28 protein-coding genes are annotated in these 26,500 nt (G+C 67.6%); 8 read left to right on the top strand and 20 right to left on the bottom strand.

Translation table 11 applies throughout. The features are described from left to right. Window positions 1-23: 23 nt before the first annotated feature. On the top strand, window positions 24-332 hold the full coding sequence (locus tag A9K58_RS06570) for a KGG domain-containing protein (RefSeq protein WP_065198592.1): 309 nt from the start codon (window positions 24-26) through the stop codon (window positions 330-332). Between the two features lie 83 nt (window positions 333-415). On the opposite strand, the gene A9K58_RS06575 is transcribed toward A9K58_RS06570, so the two are convergent. From A9K58_RS06575 to A9K58_RS06595, 5 genes are all read right to left on the bottom strand, one after another. Continuing rightward, complete coding sequence (locus tag A9K58_RS06575) at window positions 416-1,906, bottom strand: FAD-dependent oxidoreductase (protein ID WP_065198593.1); 1,491 nt, start codon at window positions 1,904-1,906, stop codon at window positions 416-418. A 95-nt stretch (window positions 1,907-2,001) separates the two neighbouring features. Continuing rightward, on the bottom strand, window positions 2,002-2,229 hold the full coding sequence (locus tag A9K58_RS06580) for a hypothetical protein (RefSeq protein ID WP_065198594.1): 228 nt from the start codon (window positions 2,227-2,229) through the stop codon (window positions 2,002-2,004). Between the two features lie 45 nt (window positions 2,230-2,274). Beyond that, on the bottom strand, window positions 2,275-3,183 hold the full coding sequence (locus tag A9K58_RS06585) for a manganese catalase family protein (RefSeq protein ID WP_065198595.1): 909 nt from the start codon (window positions 3,181-3,183) through the stop codon (window positions 2,275-2,277). A gap of 31 nt (window positions 3,184-3,214) precedes the next feature. Beyond that, complete coding sequence (locus A9K58_RS06590) at window positions 3,215-3,736, bottom strand: ferritin-like domain-containing protein (protein WP_065198596.1); 522 nt, start codon at window positions 3,734-3,736, stop codon at window positions 3,215-3,217. A 149-nt stretch (window positions 3,737-3,885) separates the two neighbouring features. Further along, window positions 3,886-4,233, bottom strand: a complete 348-nt coding sequence (locus A9K58_RS06595) for a hypothetical protein (RefSeq protein WP_155760447.1) — start codon at window positions 4,231-4,233, stop codon at window positions 3,886-3,888. A gap of 195 nt (window positions 4,234-4,428) precedes the next feature. Here A9K58_RS06595 and A9K58_RS06600 point away from each other — a divergent pair, with 195 nt between their 5' ends. Next, window positions 4,429-4,821, top strand: coding sequence for a response regulator (locus A9K58_RS06600; RefSeq protein ID WP_065198597.1), 393 nt, complete (start codon window positions 4,429-4,431; stop codon window positions 4,819-4,821). A 24-nt stretch (window positions 4,822-4,845) separates the two neighbouring features. Here A9K58_RS06600 and A9K58_RS06605 read toward each other — a convergent pair whose 3' ends face one another. The 4 genes from A9K58_RS06605 to A9K58_RS06620 form a co-directional block, all read right to left on the bottom strand. Next, window positions 4,846-5,256, bottom strand: a complete 411-nt coding sequence (locus tag A9K58_RS06605) for a BLUF domain-containing protein (RefSeq protein ID WP_065198745.1) — start codon at window positions 5,254-5,256, stop codon at window positions 4,846-4,848. Window positions 5,257-5,391: 135 nt separating this feature from the next. After that, entirely contained in the window at window positions 5,392-5,820 is a 429-nt protein-coding gene (locus A9K58_RS06610) for a BLUF domain-containing protein (RefSeq protein WP_065198746.1), read from the bottom strand. A gap of 82 nt (window positions 5,821-5,902) precedes the next feature. Then, complete coding sequence (locus tag A9K58_RS06615; RefSeq protein ID WP_065198598.1) at window positions 5,903-6,400, bottom strand: hypothetical protein; 498 nt, start codon at window positions 6,398-6,400, stop codon at window positions 5,903-5,905. Window positions 6,401-6,408: 8 nt separating this feature from the next. After that, window positions 6,409-7,572 (bottom strand): zinc-dependent alcohol dehydrogenase, encoded by a 1,164-nt coding sequence (locus A9K58_RS06620; protein WP_065198599.1) that lies wholly within the window; start codon window positions 7,570-7,572, stop codon window positions 6,409-6,411. 147 nt (window positions 7,573-7,719) lie between these two features. Here A9K58_RS06620 and A9K58_RS06625 point away from each other — a divergent pair, with 147 nt between their 5' ends. The 5 genes from A9K58_RS06625 (at window position 7,720) to A9K58_RS06645 (ending at window position 12,348) form a co-directional block, all read left to right on the top strand. Then, window positions 7,720-7,908 (top strand): hypothetical protein, encoded by a 189-nt coding sequence (locus A9K58_RS06625; protein WP_065198600.1) that lies wholly within the window; start codon window positions 7,720-7,722, stop codon window positions 7,906-7,908. A gap of 88 nt (window positions 7,909-7,996) precedes the next feature. Next, window positions 7,997-8,635, top strand: a complete 639-nt coding sequence (locus tag A9K58_RS06630) for a DUF6766 family protein (protein WP_065198601.1) — start codon at window positions 7,997-7,999, stop codon at window positions 8,633-8,635. Window positions 8,636-8,638: 3 nt separating this feature from the next. Beyond that, a complete protein-coding gene (locus tag A9K58_RS06635) occupies window positions 8,639-9,226 on the top strand; it encodes a cysteine hydrolase family protein (RefSeq protein ID WP_065198602.1) in 588 nt (195 codons plus the stop codon). Between the two features lie 168 nt (window positions 9,227-9,394). Next, the gene (locus tag A9K58_RS06640) at window positions 9,395-10,024 is read left to right on the top strand and encodes a response regulator transcription factor (RefSeq protein ID WP_065198747.1); all 630 of its coding nucleotides are present in this window, start codon (window positions 9,395-9,397) and stop codon (window positions 10,022-10,024) included. A 173-nt stretch (window positions 10,025-10,197) separates the two neighbouring features. Continuing rightward, window positions 10,198-12,348, top strand: coding sequence for an ATP-binding protein (locus A9K58_RS06645; RefSeq protein WP_231109269.1), 2,151 nt, complete (start codon window positions 10,198-10,200; stop codon window positions 12,346-12,348). On the opposite strand, the gene A9K58_RS06650 is transcribed toward A9K58_RS06645, so the two are convergent. From A9K58_RS06650 to A9K58_RS06685, 8 genes are all read right to left on the bottom strand, one after another. Next, window positions 12,349-13,104, bottom strand: coding sequence for a SapC family protein (locus tag A9K58_RS06650; protein WP_065198603.1), 756 nt, complete (start codon window positions 13,102-13,104; stop codon window positions 12,349-12,351). Between the two features lie 110 nt (window positions 13,105-13,214). Further along, window positions 13,215-13,487: a hypothetical protein gene (locus A9K58_RS06655; protein WP_065198604.1), complete on the bottom strand. Its 273-nt coding sequence runs from the start codon at window positions 13,485-13,487 to the stop codon at window positions 13,215-13,217. A 201-nt stretch (window positions 13,488-13,688) separates the two neighbouring features. Then, the gene (fusA, locus tag A9K58_RS06660) at window positions 13,689-15,725 is read right to left on the bottom strand and encodes an elongation factor G (protein ID WP_065198605.1); all 2,037 of its coding nucleotides are present in this window, start codon (window positions 15,723-15,725) and stop codon (window positions 13,689-13,691) included. A 446-nt stretch (window positions 15,726-16,171) separates the two neighbouring features. Then, on the bottom strand, window positions 16,172-16,921 hold the full coding sequence (locus tag A9K58_RS06665; RefSeq protein WP_065198606.1) for a hypothetical protein: 750 nt from the start codon (window positions 16,919-16,921) through the stop codon (window positions 16,172-16,174). Window positions 16,922-16,985: 64 nt separating this feature from the next. Then, entirely contained in the window at window positions 16,986-17,747 is a 762-nt protein-coding gene (locus A9K58_RS06670) for a heme ABC transporter ATP-binding protein (protein WP_065198607.1), read from the bottom strand. Continuing rightward, window positions 17,744-18,787, bottom strand: coding sequence for a FecCD family ABC transporter permease (locus A9K58_RS06675; RefSeq protein WP_065198608.1), 1,044 nt, complete (start codon window positions 18,785-18,787; stop codon window positions 17,744-17,746). The genes A9K58_RS06670 and A9K58_RS06675 overlap by 4 nt, the downstream gene beginning before the upstream one ends. Further along, window positions 18,784-19,830 (bottom strand): heme/hemin ABC transporter substrate-binding protein, encoded by a 1,047-nt coding sequence (locus tag A9K58_RS06680; protein WP_065198609.1) that lies wholly within the window; start codon window positions 19,828-19,830, stop codon window positions 18,784-18,786. The genes A9K58_RS06675 and A9K58_RS06680 overlap by 4 nt, the downstream gene beginning before the upstream one ends. Window positions 19,831-19,959: 129 nt before the next feature. Next, the gene (locus A9K58_RS06685) at window positions 19,960-20,964 is read right to left on the bottom strand and encodes an alpha/beta hydrolase (protein WP_065198610.1); all 1,005 of its coding nucleotides are present in this window, start codon (window positions 20,962-20,964) and stop codon (window positions 19,960-19,962) included. Between the two features lie 284 nt (window positions 20,965-21,248). Between A9K58_RS06685 and A9K58_RS06690 the strand changes: the two genes are divergently transcribed. After that, window positions 21,249-21,623 carry a hypothetical protein gene (locus A9K58_RS06690; protein ID WP_065198611.1) on the top strand — a complete coding sequence of 125 codons (375 nt, stop codon included), beginning with the start codon at window positions 21,249-21,251 and terminating at the stop codon, window positions 21,621-21,623. A 134-nt stretch (window positions 21,624-21,757) separates the two neighbouring features. Here A9K58_RS06690 and A9K58_RS06695 read toward each other — a convergent pair whose 3' ends face one another. The 3 genes from A9K58_RS06695 to A9K58_RS06705 form a co-directional block, all read right to left on the bottom strand. Next, window positions 21,758-23,143 (bottom strand): replication-associated recombination protein A, encoded by a 1,386-nt coding sequence (locus A9K58_RS06695; protein WP_065198612.1) that lies wholly within the window; start codon window positions 23,141-23,143, stop codon window positions 21,758-21,760. 78 nt (window positions 23,144-23,221) lie between these two features. Continuing rightward, on the bottom strand, window positions 23,222-23,860 hold the full coding sequence (gene lolA, locus A9K58_RS06700) for an outer membrane lipoprotein periplasmic chaperone LolA (protein WP_065198613.1): 639 nt from the start codon (window positions 23,858-23,860) through the stop codon (window positions 23,222-23,224). Between the two features lie 233 nt (window positions 23,861-24,093). After that, entirely contained in the window at window positions 24,094-26,454 is a 2,361-nt protein-coding gene (locus A9K58_RS06705) for a DNA translocase FtsK (protein ID WP_065198614.1), read from the bottom strand. Window positions 26,455-26,500: the final 46 nt, after the last annotated feature.

Consider the following 26,500-nt stretch of genomic DNA (forward strand, 5'->3'; position numbering starts at 1 on the left):
GGTTCAACCCAAGGAGACCTTCCATGGCCAACCAGAACCAGAACCAAGGCAACAGCAACCGCGGTTTCGCTTCGATGGACGAGGACAAGCAGCGCGAGATCGCCGCCAAGGGCGGGCGCGCTGCGCACGAATCGGGCAACGCCCACGAATTCAGTTCGGAAGAAGCCCGCGAGGCCGGCCGCAAGGGCGGCGAAGCGGTGAGCCAGGACCGCCAGCACATGGCTGACATCGGTCGCGAAGGCGGCCAGAACAGCCGTGGCGGCAACCAAGGCGGCGGGCAGCAACAGCAGCAGCGCGGCGGTGGCAACAACCGCGGCGGCCAGCAGCGCTGACCCATAGCAGGCCAGCGCATCGGTGGCCGGGTGGGCGGACCTGGAGTCCGCCCACCCCTTTTTTCATCCTCCCCGCGCGGTAATCATGGCCGGTGCGGCGCCAACCCCGTGCGTGCGGGTCCTTCCAGCAGCGCGCCCGTGGCACTGAAACGGCTGCCGTGGCACGGACAGTCCCAGCTCTTCTCCAGTCCGTTCCATTGCACCAGGCACTTCAGGTGCGGGCACACGGCCGACATCACATGCAACCTGCCTTCCTCGTCGCGGTACACGGCGCACCGTTGGCCACCGTGTTCGACGATCGCCCCGCTGCCCTGTGCAATGTTGCCGGCCCCGGCTGGAAGGCTGGCCAGCCGATCCCCCAGCATGTGACGCGCCACCGTTGCATTGCACCGCGCCCAGCCGGCTGCGGACCGCATCGGGGTGAACCGCAAGGGACTGAACAGCCGGGCGGCATCGGATTCGACGCCCTGGATCGCCTCGCTGATCACCTGCGCGGCAACGCCTGCCCAGGTGAGGCCATCGGCACCGAAGCCCGTGGCAACCCATACGTTGTCGTGCGCGCTGCCTCCGATGAACGGCAGCCGATCGGCCGATCTGAACTGCTGCGCCGACCATGACAGGCTCGCGCCAGCCAGCGTGAAGTGCCGGCACGCCTCGTCAGCCAGTTGGCGCTGTGGATCGCGTGCCGGTGCTTCGCCGGCACGGTGCGATTCACCGACGAGCACCAGCCAGGGCTGCCCGTCACTGTCCTTGGCAGCGCGCAGCGAACGACGCTGGTCACCGATCCAGTGGATGCCGGGCTCCGGTGGCGCGACCACCGGCGCTGCGAATGCGTGCTCGCGGTACGCCTCCATTTCCGCCTGCACCAGGTTGAACCCGGCGGGCGAGTGCGTAGCCAGCACGAAGTGATCCGCACGCACGCGGCCGCCGGTAGTAGTGGCCACGCCAGCCGATGCATCGAGGTCGAGCAGCGTGGTGTGCTCGAACAGTCGCACGCGGCCGGACAGCTGCCCGGCCAGCCCACGGCAGAACGCCGCTGGATCCAGCTGCGCCTGTTGAGGGATGCTGAAGGCATGGGCCAGCGCGAATGGCAAGCCGGATTGTCGATGAAGGCATGCCAGGCCGACACGCGCGTAGGCCTGCAGTTCACGCTCGAACTGCGCGATTGCACTGCGTTCGTGGCCCTGCACGCCATACTGCATGGGCACCCGGGCGAAATCGCACTCGAGCGCAAAGCGGTCAACCAGCGCCTCGATCGCGTGCACCGCCTGGGCGCGCAGGCGCACCACCTGGGAAGCCACCTCCACGCCCCAGCGGCCCACCAGGTCAGCCATGCCGGACACCGGTGCATACAGATTGCCGGTGGAAAGGCCGGTATTGCGCGCGGCGATGCGCCCAGCGTCGATCACCACCACGTCCAGCCCGCCATCTGCCAGCCGCGCTGCGGTCAGCAGGCCGGTGATGCCGGCCCCGGCCACCAATACCTGTGTACGAAGATCACCGGACTGGGCCGGGTAGCTGACCGGGGCTGCACGATGCAGCCAGAGGCTGTGACGGGCCGCGAGCGCGTTCATTCGTATCGGTGTCCATGCAGGTCAATTTGTTCTTTATGGCGCAGCCACGGGTGAAGCACCGGTCGCGCGCCCGTATACGCCGCGTCGCGCGCCACTCAACACAGGAACCGGCGGCACCACTCGGCCTGGCCGCTGCGCAGGTGCAGCTTGCCGGTACGGCGCAGGCAGTGGGCGCGGGCGCGCGGATCGGCCCCCAGCGCGATGTAGCACAGGGCCTCGTCAAGCAGGGCCATGAAGGCGGTTTCGTCCAGCATGGTGGCCCAGACTGGCAGCCGCTGGTCGAGCTCCTGCATCATCCGGTCGATTTCATCGGTACTGAACATTGGATCATCCCGATGGGCCCGGCACGCGCCGGGCCCCGCGAGGAATCACGGTTCGCGCGGCGGAACATCCAGCGCCCCGGCACCGGGGCCAGCCCCCAGCTCCGCGCCGGTGGTGGGTCGCGCCTCGGGATCGGACAGGGTGCGCAGGGTCATCGCCTGCACGGCCGCCTGTTCGCGCGCGTCCAGCCCGACCGAGGCGCTTCCGTCGCCGCCATCCACGGCCCACTGGGCATCACGATCGCTGACCCGTTCCCAGAGTTCGCCACTGTTCCAACTGCCCTGCAGGTCACCGGATCCATCGTCCTGCGAGACGTCCATGTACAGGTCGGTGTACGCCGGATCGCCGGGCAGCTTGCCTGGCGGGAAGTTGGGCTGGATGCTGTGCAGCGCCTTCTCGAATGACTTCATGTGCGCGATCTCGCGGGTCATAAGGAAGCGCAGCGCATCCTTGATGCCCGGATCATCGGTGATGTTGATCAGCCGCTCATAGACCAGCTTGGCGCGCGCCTCGGCCGCGATGTTGGAGCGCAGGTCGGCGGTCGGGTCGCCGATCGAATCAATGTAAGCCGCCGTCCACGGCACGCCACTGGAATTGACCAGCGCAGGGCCGCCGCCATACAGGATCTGCCCGGTATGGCTGGTGCTGTTCTGGCCAAGCAGGCGCATGTCCTCGGCTTCGGCCAGGGCCTCGGACTGGATGGCCTTGGGACCCCGGTTGAGCATGGCGATGATCGTGCCGATGATTTCCAGGTGGCCGATCTCTTCGGTGGCGATGTCCATCAGCAGGTCCTTGCGCCCCGGGTCGCACTCGCCCAGGCCCTGGGTGAAATAGCGCATGGCTGCCGCCAGCTCGCCCTGCGGGCCGCCAAACTGCTCGAGCATCAGGCTGGCCAGCTGCGGATTCGATTCGCGCACGCGTACGGTGTACATCAGCTTCTTGTGATGGAAGAACATGGGATCTACCTCCGATGGCGGGCGCCGGGCTTCAGCGCTTGGCTTCCACGCCCGGCGTCTCGTCACGATCAAGGAACGCACCCACCAGGCGATCCTGGTGATCCTCAAGCCAACGCGCCATTGCGATCTCTTCCTGCAGGATCTGGCCGCAGACCGCGGCGATATCGGTGGCGCCGGCGCGCTCGGCCGCGATCACCAGGGCGCGGTAGGTGGCGATCTCGGTGTTCTCGAAGCCGAACGACAGGCCGATGCCCTTCACGACTTCATCCTCCATCATGCTGTTGCCGGCCGCATGGATCGCCGCCGTCATGCTGGCGAACAAGCCCTTGGTGGTCGGCACGCTGCCGCCCAGTGATTCAATGCATTCGCGCAGCGAGGCCGCCTGCTGCTGGGTCTCCTGCACGTGCTGGCCGATCCGGGCAGCCAGTTCGGGATAGTTCTCGATGCGCGAGGCCATGGCCTTCATCATGGTCTCCGCCTCCTGCTCCATCGCATGGGCATCCTGCAGCCACTTCAGCAGGCGTTCGGTGCGGGTACTGTTCTTGTCTGTCATCACGACCTCCGGTGCGGGCGAAATGCCTCCGGAGCCATGCTGGGCGCAGGGCAGTCAGCGCAGGGTCGGCGTTCCCGGCCGAGTGCGCATGCGCGGCGCACGCCATGCTGATGCCACACTAACAGCGCCGCGCGTTGCCGGCGGAGTACTCAGCGGTTGGCGTGCGCGGCCGCCGACCGGGTGCCACGCGTGGGCCGCCCCGCGCTGCCGCCGTCGGCAGCGCCGGCGCTGGCGCTGGACAATGCCTGCAACACGCGATGTTCCGCGCGGTGCTGTGCGCCATCCAGGTCCACCACGTAAACGAACCGCCCGTCGAACCTGGGCTGTGTACTGTCCAGTCCTTCGTCGGCCTGCATGGCCCGTTTCAGTGACTTCGTCCAGGCCCGCGACGGTACCTGGTCGAGCTCGACAACGATCGCGGTACTGCCGCAGTCCAGCGGCATGCTCTCCACGCGCAACACGCGCGGCAACGACCTTCCACCTTCATTCATGCTCATGCCAGGGCTCCATTGATCGAAGACGCCGGCAGTATCCACGCCGATCGCCAACGTCCCGTCAACGCAGCAACGCTCTGCGTGCACGCTGCATCCACGACGCGCGGCCGCCTTCGCGCCGGCCTGACAGGATCCAGCCGGCGCGCTCATGCGCGCCGGTGGACACTGCAATTCCGTTGGTTACAGAGGCAACAATCCATGCAGCCCGCCCCAGGCAGACACCGGTGCAACCTGCTGCTGGTCGAGGACCAGCTCGATCTGGCCGAACTGATGGAGCAGGCCCTGCAGGACGGCGGCGATTCCGTCAGCCACGCGTACAGCGTCTTCGACGCGATGGGACTGCTGGAACGCAGCCACTTCGATGTTGCCGTACTCGACATCGAACTCCGCGACGGCGTGGTCTTTCCGGTGGCGGATCGCCTGGCCGAGCTCGGCGTCCCCTACCTGTTCGTGTCGGCCGTGTATGACCAGATGGTGCCGGTCAGGCATCGGCAGGCACCCTTCGTCGCCAAGCCGTTTCCCATCAGGCTCCTGCAGCAGGCAGTACGGAGCCTGGCCAGTACGCGCGGCTGTGCGCGGCGCGACCATTGACCCGATCCCGCCGGGCGCCGGTCGTCAGCAGCCTATGCCGCTGACGTGCGGCGCCACCACGGCCGTCAGTTGTTGCAGGGCACCGCAGCGGGACAGGCCGTCCCAGTTTCCGTGCGCGACGCCGCGCACCTCTGCCGGTTCCACCGGCAGCAGGCGCATCGACCAGTACGGCATGACACGCGCACTGATACGGCCGCGCCCCAGTTCAACCAGTTCGCGATGGCTGCGTGCCGCGAGGATGCGGCTGTACACCACGTTGATGCTGTCTTCCGGCCCTTCGATGTACTGGAGGAAACGACGTCCATCGTAAAGAAGCACTCCCGTCACGCCGGCTTCGAAGTTGAAGCGGGCAGCACTCCTGGCGAGGCCATCCACATGATCGGCAGACAGCCACGGTATCGCCTCGCTTGCGTAGGCGATCGCTCGGAGAGGCATGGTCATTCCTTAGCGCGCAGGCAGTTCCTGCCATTGCAGGATGCGCCGGGTGCTGTAGGCCGCCATGAGTGTGCGGCGCCAGCCGCTCGCCCTCCCCTCAGGCGCCGCGCACGCTGCGCTAACCCCGGCCTTGGATCAGGCGGCGCGCACGTGCGGTTCGACAATGGCCAGCAGTTGGGCCATCGCGGTGGCATCGGCCTGGTCAGTGGCGGCACGCTGGATGAAACTCGCCCAGTCAGCGCGGGCGATCTGGCGCAGGTCCTCCGGTGTGACCGGCAGGCAGCGCATGGGCCAGAAAGGCAACCGGCGCTGCCCTACCCGGCCGCGTGCCAGTTCAATGATGTCGCCATGGCTGCTTGCGCCGCTGACCCGGGAGAACGCCACGTCGAGCCCGTCCGGAGGGCCTTCCATGTATTGGAGGAAGCGCAGGCCATCAAACAGCAGCACGCCCGTCACGCCGGCGCTGCGGTTGAAACGGACGGCATCGGCCACCAGCGCGTCCAACTGCCTGCGGGGCAGTGCGCGGGCGGCTTCGCTTACATACACGATGGCTCGGTTCGGCATGGATGGCGTGCGCTCGATGCGAGCACCCAACGCTACCCCGGTGAATGTTCATGCGCTGTCTACACCTTCGATGAACGGGCCGTCATTCCGCCGCTGGCCGCCGCGCCGCAAGGCAGCGGCGGAGCTCCCGCAGCCAGGGAAGCACGGTCAGCAGCCCCGCTGGAGCCAGGATGAAGACCCACGCCGGCCAGTCAGCCGGTTGCCAGCCCAGCGTCCATCCGGGTTCCGCCTCCCGCCCGATCCACAACAGGAACAACCACGGCACCACGTCCAGCACACTGTGCACGTGCTGCTCGGCCGGACTGATCCGGCGACGTCCCTCCGCAGCGGCCGTGTCCAGGTAGCCGGCCACCGCATGCACGCTCACCAGCACCGCCAGCAGGGCCACCCGTCCGTAGTTCGCCTCCAGCGCCAGCCACGCGAGTGCCCCGGCCCCGATCAGCAGCAACTGCACGCCATGCAGCGTGCTCTCGCGCAGCCCCGATGAATGCGCCAGATCCGAGCGGCGATGGAAGTGGAAATCCAGCGCACCGGCCCCAAGCCACAGCAGGTACAGGCCGCCGGCCGCCAGTCCGTTCATGCCGGGCCTCACGGTGTCAGCACGATCTTGCGGCAGTCGTCGTCCTTGGCATCGAACATGGCGTAGCCCTGCGCCGCGTCGGCCAGCCGCATGCGGTGGGAAATGATCCCGCCCGGATCCAGCCGGCCCTCCATGATGGCAGTCAGCAGCTCCGGCATCAGCCCCTGCACATGCGTCTGTCCCATCTTGAATGTCAGGCCCTTGTCGAACGCGTCTCCCAGCAGGAACCCGTGGATGAAACCGGCATACACGCCCGGGATGCTGACGATGCCACCCCGGCGCACTGCCGCGATGCACTGGCGGATGGCCACGCCGCTGCTGCCCTCCAGCTTCACTGCCGTCAGTGCCGCCTCCAGCGCACTGCCCTCGGCTTCGAACCCGACGGCCTCGATGCAGGCGTCGACTCCGCGGCCACCGGTCTGGCTGACGATGTAATCGGCGGGATCCTCGATTTCGCGGAAATCGATGGGTGTCACGCCAAAGGCGCGCTGCGCATAGTCCAGGCGATAGCGGAGGTGGTCGACCATGAAGATCGTTTCCGCCCCCAGCAGGCGGCAGCACGCAGCGCTCATCAATCCCACCGGGCCGGCGCCGAAGATGGCCACGGTCGCCCCCGGTTTCACCCCGGCGTTGAGCGCGGCCTGGTAGCCCGTGGGCAGGATGTCGGACAGGAACAGCACCTGTTCGTCGGCGATGCCTTCGGGAATCCGCAACGGGCCGATGTTCGCCTTCGGGACACGCACGAACTCCGCCTGTCCACCGGCCACGCCACCGTAGAGATGGCTATAGCCGAACAGCGCTGCAGGCGGCAGCAGGCCCTTCGGGTTCAATGCGGCACCCCTGCCGGAATTGGTGGTTTCGCAGGCCGCATACTCGGCAAGCCGGCAGTGGAAGCACTCGCCGCAGGCGATGACGAACGGGATGACGACCCGGTCGCCTGGCCGCACCCGGGTGACGGCACTGCCGACCTCTTCCACGATGCCCATGAATTCGTGGCCCAGCACATCGCCGTCGTGCAGGTCCGGAATCTTCCCGCGGTAGAGATGCAGGTCCGAGCCGCAGATCGCGGTGGCGGTCACCCGCAGGATCAGGTCATCGTCGGCGGCCAGCACCGGGTCGGGGACAGTCTCGACGCGCACATCCTTGCGCCCGTGGTAGGTCAATGCCTGCATCGCACGTCTCCGCGGAACGGGACGCCAGCATCGCAGGCCGCCCATGCCCTGAGGGTGACCGCGTGGTGTGCGCGGCGTTCATTCGCCGGCCTCGCCACGTTAACCCGTGCGGGCGCAGCCTTGCAGGCCCCGCTGCAGGAGACCGCAATGAACGACAAGCTGCCCTTCAATCCGACCGTCGACGTGGATGACCAATCCAAGGCGCATACACCCGACAAGCGTCGCAACGATCACGCCCGGTGGAAGGAGCACGACATGCCCGATGACGGCGGCGGCCCCAAGGCGACGCCCGAAGACTACGAGCGGACGGATCCGGACCCCACCGGCAAACGCTGAGTCCGCCTCACATGCCGGATGCGCGGGATTCACGGCCGCACCAGCAGGCTGCAGGAAACGCATCCGGAACCCCCGTGCGAGGTGTGGCATGTGGAAACGCAATGGTCTTTCGCTGGTACTGCTGGTCCTGACCCTGCTGTTCATCACGGGCCAGGCGCTGGCCGGCCTGCAGGTGCACAACCAGGAACTGGTCCAGCATGGCCGGGCGCCACTGGACCTGTGGCATTACCTGGGCAGCGGGCACTTCGTCAGCGCCACGTTCGAAAACTGGGAAAGCGAGTTCCTGCAGATGGGCATGTACGTGCTGCTGACAGTCAGCCTGCGCCAGCGTGGCTCGGCCGAGTCCCGTCCGCTGGATCCCGCGCAGGAGCATGAACGCATCGATCCCGGCCCCGCGCCATGGCCGGTCAGGCGTGGCGGCCTGTGGAAACGGCTGTACGGCCACTCGCTGGCGATCGCCTTCGGCGCGCTGTTCCTGCTCAGCTTCGGCCTGCATGCCGCAGGCAGCTGGCGGGCCGAGCAGCTGGAACGGCAACTGCAGGGCCTCCCGCCGCCCGGCTTCCTCGAACACCTCTGCAGCAGCACGTTCTGGTTCGAATCAATGCAGAACTGGCAGAGTGAATTCCTGGCCGTGCTGTCGCTTGTGGTGCTCACCATCTTCCTGCGCCAGAAGGGCTCGCCGCAGTCCAAGCCGGTCCAGGCCCCGCACGCGCAGACGGGAGACTGACCGATGCCGCGCGAGGCCGCCACCGCATTGCTGGTCATCGACATGTTCAGCCGCTTCGACTTTCCCGATGCGGCCGCCCTGGCGCCGCTGGCCGAGCGGGCCGCCAGGCAGATCCGCCGCCTGCGCGATCATTGCGATGAACACCACTGGCCGGTGATCTATGCCAATGACAACTTCTCGGACTGGAAGCGTGACTTCCGCCAGCAGGTGGAGCAATGCCGGCAGGACGGCGGCCCGGCGGCGCGCATCGCCACGGTGCTTGCACCGGTCCCCGGGCACTATTTCGTGCTCAAGCCCAAGCACTCCGCGTTCCTGGCCACACCCTTGCCGATCCTGCTCGCCAAGCTGGGGGTCCGCCGCCTCTGGCTCAGCGGGATGACCGCCGATTCCTGCGTACTGGCCACGGCGCTGGATGCGAATGCCCGCGAGTACGACATCACCATTGCACGCGAGGCGGTCGCCGCCCTGCCCGCCAGGAAGCGGCATGCACTGGACCTGCTTGCCGCATCCGGTGCCGCACAGGTCATGCCGGTGTCGCGCCTGCTGGCGGGCCCGCGGTCGACCGCAGGGAACGGCGCGCATCGACGCTGAGCACACCGCCGCGCAATTCATTACACCAATGAACGCGCGCGGACTGATCGACTCCGAGCATCGCTTCTTAGGAATAATCGCAAAATTCGAAGTAATTCGATGCCCACTGCGACAGCAGCGCCAGAATGAGCGCCACGCCCCTCGTTGGCGCTGATCACCTCCCCGCGCATGAATGGATTTCCTCCTGCACCGCGCCGGCTGCGCCTGGCGCTCCTGGATGACCACGAAGTCGTCCGCCGCGGCACCGCGCTGCACCTGACCCGCGACGTACGTTTCAGGATCGTCGCCAGCCATGCCCACAGCGATGGATTCATCGCGAGCCTGCAGCAGGTGCCGGTCGACGTCGCCATCATCGACCTGACCCTGGCACGCGGCGACCGCAGCAGCGCCGAACTGGTGCCCCTGTTGCGACAATTGTTCCCGCGCATGCCGCTGCTCGCCTTTGCCACGTGGTCGCCTGCCACTCGCGTCAAGGAGCTGATCAACGCCGGGCTCAGCGGCTTCGTGGGCAAGGCCGAGCCCCTGGACATGCTGTCCGAGGCCATCGTGCGCGTGTTCCAAGGGTTGAGCCGCGTCCCGCCCGATTGCCTGCTTCCGGCCGACTGCGAGGAACTCAGCCGTAACGAACGCGAGGTGCTGGATCTGTTGCTGGCCGGACTGACCGTCTCTGAAATCGCACTGCGCCGGCATCGAAGCGTGAAAACCGTCAGCACGCAGAAGGTTGCCGCGTTGCGCAAGCTGGGGCTGCGGAGCGCGGCGGAAATCTACGCAATGCGCCCGCAGACGGAGTCATCGTGAGGGGCAGCCTGCCAGCACATCGGCGGACCTCGTTCGTCCTGCTGCTGGCGCTGCTCCTGCTCCCGGCGGCGTCGGCGGAGGACGTGCGCTCGCACCGCTGGGCAGCGGGGAGCATCGTACGGGTCGCAACGAACCCGGCACTGCGCCCGCTCCCCGCCGAACTGGCCCGGTCGATGCCACTGCCGACGCTGGCTCACGGTTATGCCGGACTCGTGGCCCGCCATGCCCGGCTGCAGTTCGTCGATCATCCCTACCCGACCACCGGCGCAGCGATTGCTGCCGTCTGCGCACGGGAGGCCGATCTGGTGCTGGTGGTCGGCAACCCCGGGCATCCACCGCCCCCCTGCCCCGGGATGGTGGCCTCGCCCCGCTTTCACGGTGGCAAGACGGTGCTGGCCGGGCGGCCAGGTGAGTGGCTGCCGCGCGACATCAACGACTTCAACGGCCGGGTGCTCGCGGTCGTCGAAGGCGGGCCCTACGCAGGCTGGTTGCGCGCGCATCATCCGCAGATCCAGCTGCTGCACCGGCCAGACCGGCATGCGGCGCTGGCAGCGGTCATCGCCGGCCACGCCGACGCGGCGGTTGGCGTTGAGACCACGCTTCGCCCCATGGTGCGTCGCTACTTCCCGGGCGAGCTTGACCTGCATCCTGTCGACTCCGCCTTTTCCACCGATCTGCGGCTGCTGGCACGCCGCGATGACATCGAGCTGCTGGAACGCATCCAGCAGGGATTGCAGCGGATCACGCTGGAGGAACACGCCAGCCTGTTGCAGCGCTGGGCCGGGCAGATGCTGCCGGAGCCGTTCGGCCGCGCTTTGCACTGGATACGTACCCCCCAGCCCTGGTGGCACCTTGCGGTACTGGCGCTGGTGGCAACGCCGTTCCTCCTGCTGCCCTCGATGCAGTACGCGATCACCCGCGCCTGCCGCGGACAGGCCCGGGCGATCGGCATGCTCAGCCATGAGATACGCAACGCCGCGCAGGCCCTGCTTGCCTCGGTCCGCCTGCTCAGGCAATCGCCGGGGCCGGCGCGGCAGGACCAACTGCTGGCAGCGGCCGACGCCGCCGGCCATTCGCTGCGCAGCCTGCTCGACCGGTCACTGGACTTCTCGCGCCTGCAGAGTGGCACCTTCCAGTCCGATCCCAGGCCGTGCGACCTCACTCAGCTCTGCAGCCAGGCGATTGCTGTCATTCGCCCGCAGGCCGAACTGAAGGGACTGCAGGTGCATCTCGAAGTCCCCCGGCATCCCTCGCTGTGGCTGCACCTTGACCCGGATGCACTGCGCCATATCGTCGACAACCTGTTGGCGAACGCACTGAAATTCACCGACGCAGGGAGCATCCACCTGCGGGTGCGGCTTGTGCCCGGCGCACGCCCCCAGCAGCTGGTCCTGGATGTGATTGACAGCGGCATCGGCATCGGCAGCGCGCGGATGGCCTCCATCTTCGAGCCCTTCCAGCAGGGCGCCGAAGGCGGGGAACGTGGCGGCAGTGGCCTCGGACTGGCCATCGCGCGTGAGCTCGCCGTCGCCATGGGCGGTGCCCTGACCGTTCACAGCGTGCGTGGACGCGGCAGCCGCTTCACGCTGCGGGTGCCTGTGCGCGCAGCCACGCCGGGGCCACGCCGCCCGGACACGGCCCGCCGCCCGGGCATGCCGCTCGCGGGCCTGGAACTGCTGCTGGTCGAAGATCACGCGCTCAACCGTCACCTCATTGCCGGGCAACTGCAACGCCTGGGCGCCGACGTGCTGGCACTGGCCGATGCCGCCAGTGCGATTGCCGAGCAGGCACGCCGGCCACGCGCCGCCGTGCTTCTGGACATCGGCTTGCGCGGAATGGATGGGTATGCCCTCGCCCGCCGCCTCAGGCGCGACGCCCAGGGGCCACTGAGGTTGATCGCGCTGTCCGCGCACACGGGCCGGAGGCACGCGATCCGATGCAGGCAGGCAGGTTTCGACGCCGTGCTGACCAAGCCGCTGCGTACAGGGGTGCTGCTGCAGGTGTTGGGCCTGTCGCCCGAAGAGGCAGAAATCCTTGACGCCCCCACGACGCCGGATCCGGCCTATGCGGTAGACATTGCAGTGGAACTGGGCGAAATCGACCGTGCCCTGGCAGAGGCCGATGCGGAGCGGGTCCGCCACCATGCACATCGACTGCAGGGCACGCTGCAGTTCTGCGGCGCCGTGGAGCAGGCCGGCATCGCAGCCGACCTGTGGGCGCTGGCGCGCCTGGACTCACCCGACTGGGCTGGCGCACGCCACCTGCTGGCGTCACTGCAGCGCTGGCACGGCGACCTGGCCCAGGCCCCCATGCCAGCGCCCTGATCACGCGGCCAGGCGCTCGACCTGGCGACGGGTCAGGTCGTTGAAACGGCCCAGCGACATCAGGTGCTGATGGATCAGCGCGAGCCAGCCGCTACGGTGCCATTCGACCACGGTCGCTTCCGGCAGCGCGACGAACTTCTCGACATCCACGACCTGGAAGCCATTGAGGTTGAACTCGCGACCGTCGGGGGTACGCACCGTGGCGTTGCGCTCCACCAGCAGGCCGTTCTCGATCAGGGCCTTGGAGAAGGCCTGGGTCTGCTCATGCTCGCGGGTGAACTGCCCGCAGAATTCCAGCGCCTGCTGCACCAGTTCGGTGGCCTTGCCATCGACGAACAACGGCTGGCCCTCGTCGCCGCCCTTGACCACGCGCGGGCTCGCTTCATCGATGCCCAGCAGGAAGTCGTTCTCCGCGCCCGTATCGATGAAGATGAAGGGATGGCGGCGCAGGTAGGCCGGGATATAGGCCTCGTCCTCCCACAGCCCGTCCTTGATGAACAGGTTCTGGTCGGAGACGCCCACGGCGGCCATCGGCACAGCGGTCGGGCCAGCGAACAGGATCGGGAAGTGGTGCAGCGCCAGCGAGAACTCGCCCAGCACCAGCGGAATCGCGTTGTTGCCCGCGGCAAACTCGAGCTTGCCAGGCAGGATGCGCAGGTCAGCGTGCACATCGGCCTGCAGCGGCACCGGACGGGTATAGAACAGGGGGGCGCCGCTCTGCGCCGCTTCGGTGGTGGTGTCGCGGGTGGTGGTCATCTTGGAAACCGTTCGATCATGCGCGCCTGCCATCCCGGGCGCGCCAGCGGGAACAACCTGAATCCCGCATTATCAACAAGCTCGACGACAACGGCCAGCCCGACGCCGGACTACTTCAGCTGCAGGGGGTAGCGCTGCCAAAGCACGTGGACCAGGAACCCGGCCAGTTCAGTATCGCGGGCACTGATCGCCGCCCGGATCTTGTCCAGCAGCACCATGTCCGAACAGGAGCGCACGTCCGCATGGTTGGCCTGGCCTGCCCTGCGCGCACGGTAGCGCGCGGCCCGCTGCGCGTCGCTCATTGCGTACCCGAACTTCGGCGGACGGCCGCGCTTTCGCGGCAGGGTCAGCTCCAGGGTTCCGGGGTCTTTGTCATCACGCATGGCGGGTGCGGGCGGCGGCGGGCATCGGGGGGTGCGCAATTTATCGTGAGGCATCACTTTAATCCAGCCTTTTCTGCATGTTTTGTTGCAATGCAATACAGGAACCACGCGTGCCTGCCGCAGATCCGGCCTGCATGGATACACCGACCCAGTCAGCGGCAGAAAAAAAGGGAGCCCGCGTACGGGCTCCCCTGTCCTTCTTCATGCAGCGCGCACCGGCTCATAGCCGTGCAGATGGGCTTCACTGCTGGCCCGGCCCTGGCTGAGCGACCGCAGCGACGTGGTGTAGCCCACCAGCTGCGCAAGCGGCGCAAAACCGCTCACTTCCGCCCGGCCGTCCTGGTCGTCGATGCGGGCCACGCGCCCGTGGCGGCGATTGAGGTCGCCGACCACATCACCCACCGACGCCGACGGCGAATGCACCGTCACCGCCATCACCGGCTCCAGAAGCTGCGTGCCACCTTCTGCCAGCGCCGCCTTGACCGCTTCGGCACCGGCGCGGTGGAACGCCATCTCCGAAGAGTCCTTGGCATGGGTCTGTCCATCGACAAGGCTGACCTCGATACCGACGACCGGATGCCCCTGCGGGCCTTCCGACAGCGCGGCACGCACGCCTTTCTCGACCGCGGCAATGAAGCTGCGGGGAACCACACCGCCGACAATCCGGTCATTGAACACCACCTGGTCATCTTCGCGCGGCGATACGTCCAGCACCACGTGCGCGAACTGGCCCTGGCCACCGCTCTGCTTGACCACGCGCCCGACCACGCCGGCCACTGCACGCAGGGGCGTCTCCTGGTAGGCCACGCGCGGCGCACCCACCGCCACGTCCACCTTCCATTCGCTGCGCAGGCGCTCGACCATGACCTCCAGGTGCAGCTCGCCCATGCCCCAGACCAGGGTCTCCGCCGTCTCGCGGTCGGTCTCGACCCGGAACGAGGGATCTTCCTGGGCCAGGCTGGCCAGGCCCTGCGCCATCCGGATCAGGTCGGCCGCACGTGCAGGCTCCAGCCGCCAGGCCAGTACCGGCGCCTGTGCCTGGATGCTCTCCAGGCGCAGCGGCTGCGCACGGCCACTCAGCGTCTCGCCGCTGACCGCGTCCTTCCAGCCCAGTACCGCGACGATGTCACCGGCCACGGCCTGTTCGATGTCATGGGTCTGGTCGGCCTGCACCCGCACCAGCCGGCTGACGCGCCGCCCCTGTGGATGCTGCGAACTGGCTATGGCCTCGCCCACCTTCAAGGTTCCCGAGTACAGCCGCACGAAACTCAACGCGCCGTGCTGCTGGTGGGTGATCTTGAACAGCAGGCCGGCCAGCGGACCGTCCGGATCCGGAGGCAGCACCACGTCGCCGCTCTCGCCCTCAGCGGTCACGGCAGGACGGTCCAGCGGCGACGGAAGGTAGTCGACCACCGCGTCGAGCAGCGTTTCGATGCCTTTGTCCTTGAACGCAGCGCCGGCCAGCACGGGCACGCCCGCACCCGCCAGCGTCGCCCGTCGGATCGCCGCGCGCAGCGCCTCAGCATCGATCACGCGACCTTCCAGCCACGCATCGGCCAGCCTTTCGTCATGATCGGCCACGGCCTCGACCAGCGCCTCGCGCTGCGACTGCCACGCCGCGCGCATGGCGTCGTCCCAGGCGGTGATCGTGGCCACGCCATCGTCCTGCCAGTGCAGCACGCGCTCGTCGACCAGATCGACCCATCCGTTGAACGCGCTCTCGCTGCCCAGCGGTACGCCCAGTGCCCATGGGCGCGCCTGCAGCTTGTCCCGCAGCTGTTCCAGCACGCGCTCGAAGGAAGCGCCGACACGATCCATCTTGTTGACGAAAGCGATCAGCGGCACGCGATGGCGACGCGCCTGGCGCCACACCGTCTCGGACTGCGACTGCACGCCATCCACGGCCGAAAACACCGCTACGGCACCGTCGAGCACGCGCAGCGACCGCTCCACTTCAATGGCGAAGTCGATGTGGCCGGGGGTATCTATCAGGGTCAGCCTGTGCGGCGGCAGGTCGCGCGGCGCCCATTGCGCCTGCACGGCGGCAGCGCCGATGGTGATGCCACGCTCGCGCTCGATCGCCGAGAAATCGGTGGTCGCATTGCCGTCGTGCACTTCGCCGACGCGGTGGATCTCGCCGCTTTTCCAGAGCAGGCGTTCGGTCAGCGTGGTCTTGCCGGCGTCGATGTGGGCAATGATGCCGAGGTTGCGGCGGCGGGAAAGGACTTGGGTGTTCATGAAATGGGTTCCTGCAAAGCCAACTTCGGGGGCCGCGCACCCCGGTTGGCGACAGGGCGCGCGGCTAGCGTTCGGTCTCGGCGATCTGGTGCATGGCACGTTCTCCTTTGCAGTACTGGGTAGCGTCGGCTGGGCAGAGTCGACTGTCAGTCGACTCACAAGAAACAGAAACGAAAAGAGCGCCCCAGGGGGCGCTCTGTCGAAGGTCCATCGATGGCCGTATCAACGACCTCGGGGGGCTCCAGGCAGACACGCCCGCTCCGCGCTTGCGCGGGCCAGGGTGAAAAACTTCAGGAGCGGCATCCGGTTCATGGGCGCATTCTAGACCTGCCAATCCGGCGCGCAAGTGAATATTGCGCACATGAATGGAACGATGAAGCCGACAATGATCAGGGTCAGATCCCTTTGCCAGGGCAAAAGGATCTGACCCCTCCCCCCGTCAGCCCTTACTTGCAGCCATGCAGCCTGCGGGCCTCGGCCACCGTGGCGGGCTGCTCGTCCCCCAGTGATATCCAGCCCTTCAGGGACATCGCCGGATCCATGCGCGCCTGCTGCGGACCGCCATGGATCACCACCTCGGTCCAGCTGCCGACCGGCGCAAGTTCGGACAGGCGGGCCGCCTGGTCATCTTCGGTGCTGAAGGTGTCGTCCGTCGCTGCGGATGCTGCATTGTTCACGGTTGCGGTCTTGCGCGCGCGGATCCGCAGCGCGCCGTCGCCCATTCTCTGGGTGGCCACGTCATAGCGCTCCACGCCATAGGCCCAACTGCCCTCGCCCGCACGACGGGTCTCGCTGCCATCATCGGCGACCGCGACGCTCTCGCCGGCCAGCCCGGCCACGGCCGCGACCGATCCCTGCCCGGCCATCAGCGCCTGGTAGGCGATCATCTGCCGCTGCTCGGTGGTCAACGACCCGGCATCCACCTTGCCGGGCGGGATCTTCAGGTACACCGCCCGCTCGCACAGCGCCAGCACCTGTTGATCGTCCCAGCTGACCAGCATCTCGCCATTGGCGAAGCGCTGCGTCTTCATCACGGCCACCGGCGCGGTTGCGCCCCGCGAGTGCCGCGTTTCGATCGACGAGGCTCGTTCGGCCTCGTCCATCGGCGTCACCGGGGAGGTCGGCGCGGCGTTGGCGGTGCATGCGGAAACAACCATGGCGGCCACCAGTACACCGCACGAAACGGTACGGATCATTGCATCAGTCCATTGAAGAAAAACGAAGGCGCCATGATACCGATGGCGCGATGCAAAATCCGTTTCAGGTCACCACCACCAGCGGCACCCCGCGCCGCGGATGCTCCAGCACGACCACATCCTGCTGGTAGACCCGCTGCAGGTTGTGCTCGGTCAGCACCTGTTGCGGCGTGCCATCGGCCGCCACCTTGCCGTGCTCCAGCAGCACGATGCGGTCGGCATAGCCTGCGGCCAGGTTCAGGTCGTGCAGCACCACGATCACGCACGCCCCGGCCTTGGCACAGGAACGCACACTACGCAGCGTGCGTTCCTGATGACGCAGATCCAGCGCAGCCGTCGGCTCGTCCAGCAGCAGCAACGGCGTGCCCTGCGCCAGCACACGCGCGAAGGTGGTACGGGCGGATTCGCCACCGGACAACTGCTGCACCTCACGCAGGCGCAGCGCCTGGAGCTCGGCGGCATCAAGCGCCGCTTCAACCCGGGCATCGTCCGCGGTGGGATCGGGAGGATGCGGCAGGCGTCCCATCGCCACCACCTCTTCCACGCTGAAGGCGAAGCGCACGCCATGTTCCTGCGGCATCACCGCTCGCTCACGCGCCAGCGGCCCGGCCCTGTAAGCGGCCAGCGGCCTGCCCAGCAGGCTCACTTCCCCCGCATCGGCACGCAGGTCACCGGCCGCCACCGCCAGCAACGTGGACTTGCCCGCACCATTCGGCCCGACCAGGGCGGTGACGGTGCCTGGCGCGAATGCCAGTGAAATGCCATGCAGGATCTCGCGCTGCTGGCGGCGCACCACCACCTCGTGCAGCTTCAGCAGCACACTCATGGCGCGGCCTTGCGGCGCTGCTGCAGCACCAGCCAGAGGAAGAACGGTGCACCCAGCGCAGCCGAGAACAGGCCCAGCGGAATCTCCGCCGGCGGGTCGAGCGTGCGCGCCGCGGTGTCGGCCATCACGATCAGCAGCGCACCGAGCAGGCCGGACAACGGCAACAGCCAGCGATGCCCAGGGCCGACCAGCAGGCGCGCCACGTGCGGCACCACCAGGCCGACAAAACTGATCGAGCCGGCAAACGCCACGGCCGCACCCACCAGCAACGCACTGAACGCTACCAGGCGGCGGCGCGTGCGGGTGACGTCCAGCCCGAGGTGCTGCGCCTGGCGCTCGCCCAATGCCAGCATGTCCAGTGGCGTTGCCAGCTGCTGCAGTGCGAACACGCCGATCACGAACAGCGGCGCGACCGCCGCCACATCCGTCCAGTTGGCGCGTGCCAGCGAACCCATCTGCCAGAACACCAGTGACTGCAGTTCGCTTTCGCTGGCCACGTAAGTGAGGAAGCCGATCAGCGCCGAGCAGAACGCCGCCATCGCGATTCCGACCAGCAACAGCGTGGCGTTGCCGCTGCCCTTCCCGGGCCGGGCCAGCGCATAGGTCAGGCCGATCGCCAGCGCCCCCCCGACGAACGCGGCCACCGGCACCAGCCAGCCGGCCGCCCCGGCGGCACCTAGCACGATGGCCGCGACCGCGCCCAGCGCTGCGCCCTGGCTGACCCCGACGATGCCGGGATCGGCCAGCGGATTGCCGAACAGGCCCTGCAGGCTGGCACCGGCCATCGCCAGCGACGCGCCCACCATCGCGCCCAGCAGGGCACGCGGAATGCGCAACTGCCAGACAACGGCGAGGTCGCGGCTGCTCACCACCTGCGGATCGAGCAGGCCCAGCTTCACCGCCAACGCCTGCATGACCTCCAGCGGCGGCAGCCGCAGCGGGCCCACGGCGAACGAGGCCAGCACCGCCCCCGCCAGCGCCAGCACCACCACCATCAACATCGTCCGGCCGCGACGGCGGCGCCGATCCGCCGGACTCATGCCTTCGGCAACGCCGCCAGGGCCTTGGCCAGCGCCACCGCACCCGCACCGGAACCGACACTGGTGTACTTCAGCTGCACATCCGGCATCACCCAGACCCGGTTGGCCTGCCCGGCCGGCGTCTGCTTCAGCGTCGGGTACGACTTCCACAGGCCGTCGGCGCCGCCAAACAACTGCAGGTCATGCTCGGTCACCAGGATCACCTCCGGTGCCGCGGCAACCACGCCTTCATTGCTCAGCTGCGAGTAGTTCTTCACCCCCGCCTCGGTGCCGATGTTGATACCGCCGGCCAGTGCGATCAGCTGCGCCGACGCGCTGTCGGCACCTGCAACGGTCGGTGCGCCACCGGCGCCGGTCGCGGAAACATGGACCACGCGTGGTGCATGGCCCAGGCCCTTGCCAATCGCTGCAGCCTCGTCGAGCTGGCGCTGCACCTGTGCGGCAAGCGACTGCCCTGCCCCGGCCAGCCCCAATGCTGCGGCGACCTTGCGTACCTTGTCCGGCGCCGGCTGCAGGTCATCGATGACCACTGCTGGCTCGCCCACTTCGCGCAGCCTTTTCGCCAGCTCGGTGTGGCGGCGCAGGCTGTTGCCGAGGAACAGCGAGCCCTGCAGGCTCAGCACGCCCTCCACGCCGGTGGTGCGGTTGAACAGGAACCGGTGCGGCGCAGCCAGGCCGGCCGGGGTGGTGGTGTTGGTCGGCGCAGCGAATACCTGCCCGCCCAGGCCCAACGCCTCGATCACCGCGATCACGTCATCGCCACCGGCGATGATGCGGCGGGTATCGGCCACTTCGACGTCGGCGCCATCATCGGAATGCACCCGCGCCGGCAGCGCGGCCTTCTGGTCGTGCACGGCGGGTATCCCGGTGCCCGCAACGCGCTGCCAACCGGCCGGCAATGCGGCTTCCGCGGAAGCCGCTGTGGCGGAAGGTCCGGAAGCCTTGGTGGCATCGGAGGGAACCGGCGAGTCACCACAGGCGGCCAGCGCCAGCGACAGGGTCATCGGGAGCGCGCACAGGCGCAGACGGGACGCGATGTTCATGGACGTTTTCCTTGCAGGCAGTGCGACGCGTCTCGCACGTCGTGTGCCCTGCTGTTTCGGGGTGGGGGGCGTGCTTCGGGCCTCGGCGCTACGCGACGTGTCCGGGGTCGCACGACGATGGATGCGACCTCATTCGATCGCGCTGCCCGCGCTGCGGTCGGTAACGCCGTAGAGCTCATGCAGCGCAGCGTGGAACGATGCCGGCAGCATCGGACCATGGCCGAGGCCGGGGAACTCGCGGTACCGCACGCTCAGCCCTGGCACTCTCGCCAGCCGTTCGGACAGCTGCATTGCTGCATCCGGCGTGGCACCACCGATGCGGCGCAGGTGCGCGACCACGCGCGGGTTGCTCATGTCACGCGCGCCGCGGTCACCGACACGCTCCGCGCCGCCCAGCATCAGCCACACGTTTGCCGGCTGGCCATGCACGTTCTGCACGAACTGCTGTTCCGCATCGCCCAGTGCTGCCCCCTGGCTCCACCACAGCGACGGACTCGCCGCCAGGTAGGACTGGAACGCTGCCGGGCGGGTGTAGAGCGCGTTTAGCACGAACAGGCCACCAAGCGAGTGGCCCCACAACGCCTGTTGCTGCGTATCGATGCGAGCGCGACGCTCGACTTCCGGCTTGATGCGGCGCTCGATCATGTCGAGGAACGCTGCGGCGCCACCACCGACCGCCCGGGTGCTGCCGCTCTCGTCATCGGAACGATCGATCCACGCAGTGTAGTCGCGGGTACGCGCCTCCGAATCGATCCGCAGGTCGTTGTCGTAGCCGATCAGCACCAGCACCGGCGGCGCCTTGCGCGCGGCCAGTTCGGCCAGCAGCGGCTGGTCCAGCACCATCGCCACCGCGTTGCCGTCCAGCGCATACAGCACCGGCAAGGGCATCGGCCCGGCCTGGGCCGGAATCGCGACGTTCACCCGCCAGCGGCGTTGCCGATCCGGGCTGTCCACCACGAAATGCTCGAATCGATAGCTGGCCGCAGGCTCATCGAGCACGGTATGGCCGATCTTCTGCAGCGGATTGCGCTGCTGCGCATGGGCATACGGAGTGGCCAGCAACAAACCCATCATCAAGGCGACCAGGCCGTGGACCAGCGGGCCACGGTACGAAGGCGGAATGGAATGCTTCATCAGCGGGGCAGGCGCGGCCGCAAGGGCCACCTGTACACAAGGGACCGCAGTCTAACTCAAACGCGAATGATTATCACATCGATCATGGATGTCACGCTGCACATCACCGCCACACCTGGCCGGATGCGCATGCCATGGCAATCTCCTATTTTGCCGCCCGACGGGGCATTGGATCGCCCCGGTTCCGACGCACCCGCAGACGGCGGCCATCCAGCCGTAGTCCGGGGTGTGTTCCTCTGCGCCATGACCGCCCTGGGATTGGATCCCATGATTGTGAGAACACCTTGAAGCACACCGCACTGATCACCCTCGCCCTCGGCCTGCTCGCACCGTTGGCCGCCCACGCCGCACAGGATCTGCCGACGCTTTACCAGGCATTTGAAGAGGCCGGCAACTCGTCGCTGGGCATGGAAGAGCTCAACCAGACCGTGACATTCACCGCCGTGGCGCTGGGCGTTTCCAGCAATCTCGCGGGCGAACCGCTGGTCGAGGCCGGCGACGACCAGGGCAATGTCATGGCCCGCCTCACGTCCTCCGACGACCAGCAGGCGGCCAAGCTGGGCGCGCTGGAAGAAGGCGCGAGCTTCACCGCCAGTTGCACGCTGCAGTTCAGTTCGGGCACGGACTACCTGTCCTTCGGCGACTGCACCCTGAAATAACGACGAAGCCGGCTGGCCGCCGGCTTCATTTACCTGCCCTGTAGAGTCGAGCCACGCTCGGCTGCTGCTTCTGGAGGTGCTGATGGCCCGGTCCAGAGCGAAGTCGAGCATGGCTCGACTCTACATAAGCTGGGTCAGCGGCCTTTTGCCGCCCGCGCTGCTTCGCGCTCGGCGCGCAGCCGGTCCAGCTTTTCCTTCAGCTTGATCTCCAGGCCGCGCGGCACCGGGTAGTAGTACACCCGTTCGCCCATCGCATCCGGGAAGCCAGTCTGGTCCAGCGCGATGCCACCTTCGGCATCGTGGTCGTACTGATACTCGGCGCCGTAGCCCAGCTCCTTCATCAGCTTGGTCGGCGCATTGCGCAGGTGCAGCGGCACCTCTTCGGTACCGCTCTGGCGCACATCGGCCTTGGCCTGGTTGAAGGCCGCGTAGCCGGCATTGGACTTGGCGGTACTGGCCAGGTACAGCACCAGCTGCGCGAAGGCGAGCTCCCCCTCCGGACTGCCCAGCCGCTCATAGATGTCCCACGCTTCCAGCGCCATGCTCTGGGCACGCGGATCGGCCAGGCCGATATCCTCGATGGCCATGCGGGTCAGGCGGCGCGCCAGATAGGACGGATCGCAGCCGCCATCGAGCATGCGGGTCAGCCAGTACAGCGCGGCATCCGGGTTGGAGCTGCGTACGGACTTATGCAGCGCCGAGATCTGGTCGTAGAACTGCTCGCCGCCCTTGTCGAAGCGACGGGTACGATCGGCCAGTACCTGGGTCAGGGTCTGCGGGGTGATGCGACCGCCCTCCCCGCCCGCCAGTTCGGCGGCAATCTCCAGCAGGGTCAGCGCACGGCGCACGTCACCGTCGGCGGCAGTGGCGATCTCCAGCAACAGCTCGGGGGCGACCTCGATGCCTTCTGCGCCAAGGCCGCGCTCGCGATCCCCCAGCGCACGTTCCAGCGCCTCGACGATATCGGTCGGCGACACCGCTTCCAGCACATGCACGCGGCAGCGCGACAGCAGCGCCGAGTTCAGCTCGAACGACGGGTTCTCGGTGGTGGCGCCGACGAAGAGGATGGTGCCGCGCTCGATATGCGGCAGGAAGGCATCCTGCTGTGCCTTGTTGAAACGGTGCACCTCGTCCACGAACAGCACGGTGCGGCGGCCCTCGGCGAAGCGCTGCGCGGCCTCGGCCAGCACCTGACGCACTTCCGGCAGGCCGGACAGCACGGCGGAGATGGCGCGGAATTCGGCGTCGGAATACTCGGCCAGCAGCAGCGACAGCGTGGTCTTGCCACAGCCCGGAGGACCCCACAGGATCATCGAGTGCACGCGACCGGATTCGACCGCGCGGCGCAGCGCGCTGTCCGGCGCCAGCAGGCGCTTCTGCCCGACCATTTCGTCGAGGGTGCGCGGGCGCATGCGCTCGGCCAGCGGGCGCAGGTGTTCCCGATCGACGCTCAGCAGATCGGGGCCGGGGAAGGAAGTGGAGCGATGTCTTGGCACACGCGCATTGTACCGCGAGAGCATGCCAACCAAGGTTGGCACCCACCAGCGCCGAGCCGGGACCGGTAGTACCGGCCGCTGGCCGGCACTACCGATCCGCCATCAATTACCGATGACGTCGGTGCCCCGGGGCGGGGTGAAGCTGAAGGTGCCGGCGGCGAAGCCCGGGTTGCGCTTCCAGCCGCTGAAGCTGATCACGGTGCGCTGGCCGACGGCGTCGGTGATTTCCATCTTCGCCAGGCCCTGGGCGTTGAAGCCCAGCGCGGCGTACTGGAAGCTGGCTTCGGTATCGCGCTTGGGCGACAGCGAAAGCCACTGCAGGCCCTCGCGCGGTGCGGCCTCCTCGCTGAGGTCGTACTGCTGCTCCAGCAGTGCGGGGTTGATCAGCGCGGTCAGCGGGCTGTTCTGCTCTTCCTTGCCCTGTTCGCGCACGGTGGCCTGCTCCAGGTCCGGTTCGTACATCCACACCTTCCTGCCATCGGCCACGATCAGCTGCTCGTGCGGACGCACGTATTCCCAGCGGAACAGGCGCGGCGCCGACAGCGCCACGCGCCCGCTGGTCGATTCCTTCACCTTGCCGCGGTTGTCGAACACCTGCTGGCTGAACTGGCCGTCCAGGCCCCTCAGGCCACTGGTGAAGCTCTTCAGGTCGTCGCGGGCACCAGCCCAGGCGCTGCCGGCGACGGCGCACGCCATGGCCAGGGTGGTGGTGGCAAGGAAACGGCGGTAGCGGAAGTTCATGCGGGAATCCTGTGGGCGCGGACGCCAGGAAAGATGGTGGCCAGTGTGCCCGGAGAAACATGAATGGGCGATCAGGGCGACATTATGCCGCCGCGCACGTGTATCGGCGATTCAGCCAGCGGATGCCGGCCGCCGCCTGCACAGCATCTGCCGACGGAAGCCCGCCGCAGCGGCCCTGCCGATGCCGGCATCCACGCGCTTGTTACTCGGGGTGCATGCACCGGTTGCGCCGCCTACTTCGGCGGCGGCGGCGCCAGCACCGTGCGGTCGCCATTGTGCTCGGGCGCACTGACCACGCCGGCCGCTTCCATGGCCTCGATCAATCGCGCCGCGCGGTTGTAGCCGATCTTGAGCCGGCGCTGCACGCCGGAGATCGAGGCGCGACGGGTCTCGGTGACCACCCGCAGCGCCTCGTCATACAACGGGTCGGACTCATCGCCGGACGAGCTGTTCTCGGGCAGGCCGGTGGCGCCGACGACCACGCCGTCACCCATGGTCTGCACTTCGTCCAGCACGCCGTCGATATAGTCGGCCGGGCCCATCGCCTTGAGATGCTCGACCACGCGATGCACTTCGTCATCGGACACGAACGCGCCGTGCACGCGTTCGGGCAGCGCGGTGCCGGGCGGCAGGTACAGCATGTCGCCGTGGCCCAGCAGGGTTTCCGCGCCGGACTGGTCGAGGATGGTGCGCGAGTCGATCTTGGAGCTGACCTGGAAGGCGATGCGGGTCGGAATGTTGGCCTTGATCAGGCCGGTGATCACGTCCACCGACGGGCGCTGGGTGGCCAGGATCAGGTGGATGCCGGCCGCACGCGCCTTCTGTGCCAGGCGTGCGATCAGCTCTTCGACCTTCTTGCCGACGATCATCATCATGTCGGCGAATTCGTCGATGAAGATGACGATGAACGGCAGCGTCTCCAGCGGGCGCGGTGCCTCGCCCAGCTCGGGATTGGGCTTGAACAGCGGGTCCATCAACGGCTGGCCCGCATCCTGGGCATCCTTCACCTTCTTGTTGAAGCCCGCCAGGTTGCGCACGCCAACCGCGCTCATCAGCTTGTAGCGGCGCTCCATTTCGGCCACGCACCAGCGCAGGCCGTTGGCGGCCTCCTTCATGTCGGTGACCACGGGTGCCAGCAGGTGCGGGATACCCTGGTAGACGCTCAGTTCGAGCATCTTCGGGTCGATCATCAGCATCCGCAGGTCTTTCGGCGAGGCCTTGTACAACAGGCTCAGCACCATGGCGTTGACCGCCACCGACTTGCCCGAACCAGTGGTACCGGCCACCAGCAGGTGCGGCATGCGCGCCAGGTCGGCCACGGTCGGGCGCCCTGCGATGTCCTTGCCCAGCGCCAGCGTCAGCACGCTGGACGCCTTGTCATACTCCTTCGAGCGCAGCAACTCGGAGAGGAAGATCATCTCGCGGGTGACGTTGGGGATTTCCAGGCCGATCACCGACTTGCCCGGAATGACATCGACCACGCGCACCGACTTCACCGACAGGCCGCGGGCGATGTCCTTGTCCAGCGAGCTGATCTGGCTGACCTTGATGCCCGGCGCCGGCTCGATCTCGAAACGGGTGATGACCGGGCCCGGATAGGCCCCCACCACCTGCGCGTCAATGCGGAAATCCTTCAGCTTGAACTCGATCTGCCGTGACAGGGTCTCCAGCGTTTCCTCGTCATAGCCCTTCGGCTGCGGCTTGGGATCATCCAGCAGGGCCAAGGGCGGCAGATCCGAGCCGTCGCCATTGACGCCGCGGAACATCGGAATCTGGTTGTCGCGTTTGGCCCGATCGCTCTTCTCGATCACGGGTTCCGGACGCGGCTCGATCTTCACCGGTTCGCGCTTGGCCCGCACCTCGGCATCGGCCTTGCGCACTTCCTGGCGCTCCTCGCGCATCACCCGGCTCTGCTTCCACTCGGTGACTTCTTCCTTCTTGCGTTCCAGCAGGGGGGCCAGCGCCATCACGCCACGGCCGATCCTCTCCATCACCAGGAACCAGGACAGGCCGGTGGCCAGCGTGATCGACGCCAGCAGCAGCACCAGCACGAACAGGTTGGCCCCCAGCGCGCCGAAGCCCACCGTCAGCGAGTTGCCCACCAGCTTGCCGAGGATGCCGCCGGCACTGGCGACATCGCCACTGAACAGGCGCACGTGCAGGAAGCCGGTGCCGGCGATCAGGAAGCCGACCAGGCCTACCAGGCGCAGCGCCGGGTCCAGGTCGTTCTCGCCCTTGCTCTCGCGCTTGAGGCCGAACATCGCGATCCACGCCAGCGCGCCCAGCACCACCGGCAGCAGGAAGGCCACGTAGCCGAACAGCTGCAGCAGCACGTCGGCGATCCAGGCACCTGCACGCCCGCCCAGGTTGTGCACCGGCGCGACCACGCTGCCGGTATGCGACCAGCCGGGATCGGTCGCGGAATACGTGAACAGGCTGGCCGTCAGGTACAGCAGGGCCGGGGCGATGGCGATCAGGCCCAGGTCGCGCCAGAGGCGCTGGCGGCGGGGATTGTCGGTCGCCGCCGCCGCGGCCGTGCGACGTGACGCCTTGCTGTCGTCGGACTTGGAGCGTTCGGGGACCTGCTTCGCCACCTTAGACCATACCTTTGGAATGCGCTGTTAGTGATTGATAATAAAC

The sequence above is a fragment of the Stenotrophomonas maltophilia genome (assembly GCF_001676385.1).
In the GTDB taxonomy this organism is placed as follows: domain Bacteria; phylum Pseudomonadota; class Gammaproteobacteria; order Xanthomonadales; family Xanthomonadaceae; genus Stenotrophomonas; species Stenotrophomonas maltophilia_J.